The sequence below is a fragment of the Ruegeria sp. YTSC004 genome (assembly GCF_059609805.1).
Window position 1 is genome coordinate 1 of the sequence record NZ_JBXWMJ010000035.1, and the last position, 3,873, is coordinate 3,873.

General features: G+C 52.2%; 3 protein-coding genes and 1 pseudogene. 1 reads left to right on the plus strand and 3 read right to left on the minus strand.

The features are described 5' to 3' along the window. Positions 1-319 precede the first annotated feature (319 nt). The 3 genes from AC2FFP_RS23215 to AC2FFP_RS23225 form a co-directional block, all read right to left on the minus strand. A complete protein-coding gene (locus tag AC2FFP_RS23215) occupies positions 320-2,035 on the minus strand; it encodes an adenylate/guanylate cyclase domain-containing protein (protein ID WP_480492649.1) in 1,716 nt (571 codons plus the stop codon). A gap of 186 nt (positions 2,036-2,221) precedes the next feature. Further along, entirely contained in the window at positions 2,222-3,052 is an 831-nt protein-coding gene (locus AC2FFP_RS23220; protein ID WP_496881566.1) for a class I SAM-dependent methyltransferase, read from the minus strand. 142 nt (positions 3,053-3,194) lie between these two features. Continuing rightward, positions 3,195-3,476, minus strand: coding sequence for a hypothetical protein (locus tag AC2FFP_RS23225; RefSeq protein WP_496770964.1), 282 nt, complete (start codon positions 3,474-3,476; stop codon positions 3,195-3,197). Positions 3,477-3,524: 48 nt separating this feature from the next. On the opposite strand from AC2FFP_RS23225, the pseudogene AC2FFP_RS23230 reads away from it, so the two are divergent. Further along, a pseudogene (locus AC2FFP_RS23230) lies at positions 3,525-3,674 on the plus strand (cation transporter); the annotation flags it as partial. Positions 3,675-3,873 lie beyond the last annotated feature (199 nt).

Genomic DNA, 3,873 nt, shown 5'->3' on the forward strand with positions numbered 1-3,873 from the left:
CGCCCATGGAGAGGACCCCAGCTCGTGGGACGCCGACACTCGAGAATATCTGGAAACACTGATAAAGCCCGCGTGATCAAATAAATTAAGCTTCAAGTTCCTGCGGATAATCGGCCAAAATTTTGGCTTGGTTTGTTTAACCGCGAAGGGCAGCTTTCCTCCGCAACCGGGAAATTGCTAGGCCCATTTGTGATTATCCGGTTTGGACTGCGGCCCACCGCCAAGGCACCTAGAAGCGCAAGGCCATCGCGAACCCAAATCGGAAACGTGTGAGATCGGTTTCCATCACAAACCAACCTGCTACTGCGAAACCCTGCTCTTATTCAGGCAAACCTGCTAGTCGCAAAGACGCACAGTCTTTCTCCAGCCTTTCTCTGTCAGAGAAAAGTTGAGTTTTCGCCCAGTCCGATATGGAAAACTGAGGGCGGTATTTCATCACATTCCGTGCTTCATCGCGAGCGGCCTCAAGGTTCTCCGTCTCTACATGGACGATTACGAGGTCGAGGTGACCAAAGCCTTCAACCCTTTGACCATATTCGGTGAATGCTTTCTTGGCTTCCTCGTATTGACCGTCGAGTCGAAGGGCTAAACCCAGAACGCCTGCATACCAACCTGGATAGTGAGGGTTCAGGGTAATGGCTTGTTGTGCGACTTGGATCGCTTCATTTGCCTGGCCATTGAAAGCTAGGGTGATTGACAGTCTGGCAGCCACGTCAGCGTGGTTTGGATTCAGCGCTAGTGCCTCGTTGAACTTCTCGATAGCCGAAACCAGCTTGCCATCGATTGCATCCGCAAAACCCGCAATAGCGTGAGCCTCTGGGTTGTAGCTGTCTATTTCCAGAGCTCGCTGAGCGCAGTCACGAGCCTCCGCTAGCGCGGCACGCCGGTCAGCAACAAATCCATGTCGTGCTTCGACAGTGCAAATGAATCCCAAAGTACAATACGGAGCCGAGTAACCCGGGTCGAGTGCAATTGCCTGTTGTGCAAATCGGCGAGCGTCGGCCTGAGCTTCCCTGGTAATTCTGCGCGAAGCCTCAACGGCCTTTAGTTGAGCAGTCCACGCGCCTAGGTTATTTGTGCCGGATCCTCTGAAACGAGCCATTTCTCCCGCCAACAGTTCGACTTGAAGCTCGGTTGCAATCCTAAGTGCGATTTCATCCTGAACTTCGAATACATCTTCAATGAGGCGATCATAGCGGTCTGCCCAAATATGCATGCCGGACTTTGCATCGATTAGCTGTGCTGTGATCCTCACCCGGTTACCGCTTTGACGGACACTTCCCTCAAGAACAAGATCGACACCCTGCTCCAGACCGACCTGTTTCACGTCAACGGAGCGACCTTTGTAGACGAATGTAGAGTTACGCGCGACGACCAGTAAATTCGGGAGTTTTGATAAAGTGGTGATGATCTCTTCGGTAATTCCATCTGCAAAAAACTCCTGATCGGGGTCAGAAGAGAGATTATCGAAAGGTAAGACGCCGATTAGCAGAGACTTTGTATGGCTAGCCGGAGTTACTCGCGGTGGGGCAGAACCTGGCGGCGACCATTGGAAAACTTCTATTGGTGACGGCGCGTTCTTAAACTGTCGCTCTCCAGCGCGATAAAATTGCTCAGCGAGGCGCTCGTCAAGGCTGCGATGGACGACATCTGAAATTAACACAGCCCCTTCGTTGGAAGCCTCTTGTAGACGTGCAGATAGATTGATGCCATCGCCGAAAATGTCATCTTCGTCGAATACGACATCTCCAAGATGCACACCCACTCGTAGTTTCAATGAGGACTGAGTTGACACCTGGCTTTGAAGATCAAGGGCGCATCGTACTGCATCAGATACCGAGTTAAACTCGACTATCCATCCATCACCCATCCTCTTAACGACATTACCTCGATGATCGCTAACCAAAGGATCAAATAACTCTCGACGTAGAACACGAAGTTCGCTGAGAGTCCTATTTTCATCTGCCTTAATCTGGCCTGAGTAGTTTACTACATCGGCCGAGAGTACTGCGGAAAGTCTGCGGTCTCCATTCATGTCTATTGGTAGCGCAAATTACGCTGCTTGGAAAAGACAACATGATTTTCTGAACGTCGCGCATGTCCTAGTGAATGGCTTAGTGCAAAACTGAAAAGCGTGACTGTGAATGTCTGCTTCGGGCTGCCATCGGTCCATCCGCACACCGCAGAGAATGATTAATTCGAGCCCAGTGCGGACGCAAAGTTAGATGGGCAGACGGGCGTGGATCTCAATCGGGGCTATCAATCCGCCTTCTATGTTTCGCACCATGTTTTGGACCTTTAGCGCTGTGTCGTCGCCCATGATCAGATGCAGGCCAAGATGTGGAGGACCATCCGCACGGCTTTGCGCAGCCGCCAAATCTTCAAAGAATTGTTTGGCAAACACGGTGCGGTCGATCCTATTGGTCAATTCGAAACCAACGGACTTCAAAGCCGCCTCATATGTCTCTGGTGGTGCAAGCGCACTCTGATCCGAAGTCGAAGCCCAAGGCGCTGGATAATCCATATTGCCCTCGCCGACTTGCATCACATCGTAAATCGCAAAAATACCCCCTGGTTTAAGCACACGCATTGCCTCCCGCGCGATGCCAACTTTGTCCACAATGTTCATGCCTACGTGGATCATGTAAGCAGCGTCCATCGAGTCAGATTCTAACGGCAGATCAAGTACGCTGCCTTCGATGAGTTGAACCCGATCCGACATGCCCGTCCATTCTGTAAGGGCGCGTCCTGTTTCCACAAACTCGGCGGTTAAATCGATGCCGGTCACATGAGCCCCAGTGGCCGCTGCGACATAGCGGGCAGGACCACCGAGGCCACATCCAAAATCGACAACCCGACTTTGGGGCGAAAGGTCCAAAGCCTTCACAAAAGGTTCGGTCGCAAGGCGTCCGCCAATGTGAAACTCGTCAACCGGCGCCAAAGCGTCGCGAGAAATCGGTGGGGTCAAGTCCAGTGCTGCGCAACCATCAGAAATTCGCTTTAGCAAGTGACCGGAGTGGTAGTGGTGCGCGACTTCATTGGGATCAGTCATGTTGAAGCCTCCCTAACTTATGCCGCTATGGTAGACTCGGTGATCTTGAATGTCAGCTTTGTCCGCTTATCCGGATTTGAAAAGTCCAGTTGCAAATGTCTGCCTAGGGCTGACTATCTACGCCAGGCATCGTCCGCCAAAATCATCGCTCATCTCCTTCCTTCGAGGCCTTCGCTGCTTGGTAGCAGGTCCACAACCGCTCCACCTCAACGAGCGGATCGTCACTGGACCGCTTGTGTGAATTCAACTGCTGTTTCATCGCTCGACGAGATGCATCATCCTGCATGATCTGGTCCGCACGGAGCACATCGACTTTTTGAACGTATTCAACCTCTGCTTCTGCCAGCAAGCGCTCCAGTAGTCCTGACGTTGAAGAAGAATCTGAATAGATCCAACCCGCCGGGCATTGGTCGATGATGCCCAAAACCTGGCTTGCAACATCCACGGCAGGTGGAGCCGTCGAAAGGTTGATTGGGGCACGGCAACAGGTTGGCCTGACCTAATAGTTGCTGCGATCATGGCAAGCCTCTTCTTGTCATCTTCGTACCAGATCATTCGTCAGGCTCTTGAGGAACGGCACGAGGAAGCAGCGCATGAGCATAGAACAGCTGGGACAAGCTGACATTCGCTGCGGAGGGCAAACTACACAGGTATGGGCTCCACGCGGTCATTTGCAATATCGCGATGTATGTCCACTTTGCGGACTTTTCTGCCGACGCTTAAAGCCTTGCGCATAACACTCAAGCGCGGCAAAGCAGTCTTTGGTTCAGCGCTATTGGTCTATTTGGTCAGTGCCCAGCTTGGTTTGCCCGGACGAGACA

Bases quoted from the DNA above. Each gene is read 5' to 3' on its own strand.
- AC2FFP_RS23215 (WP_480492649.1), bottom strand. From the start codon at position 2,035: ATGAATGGAGACCGCAGACTTTCCGCAGTACTCTCGGCCGATGTAGTA.
- AC2FFP_RS23220 (WP_496881566.1), bottom strand. From the start codon at position 3,052: ATGACTGATCCCAATGAAGTCGCGCACCACTACCACTCCGGTCACTTG.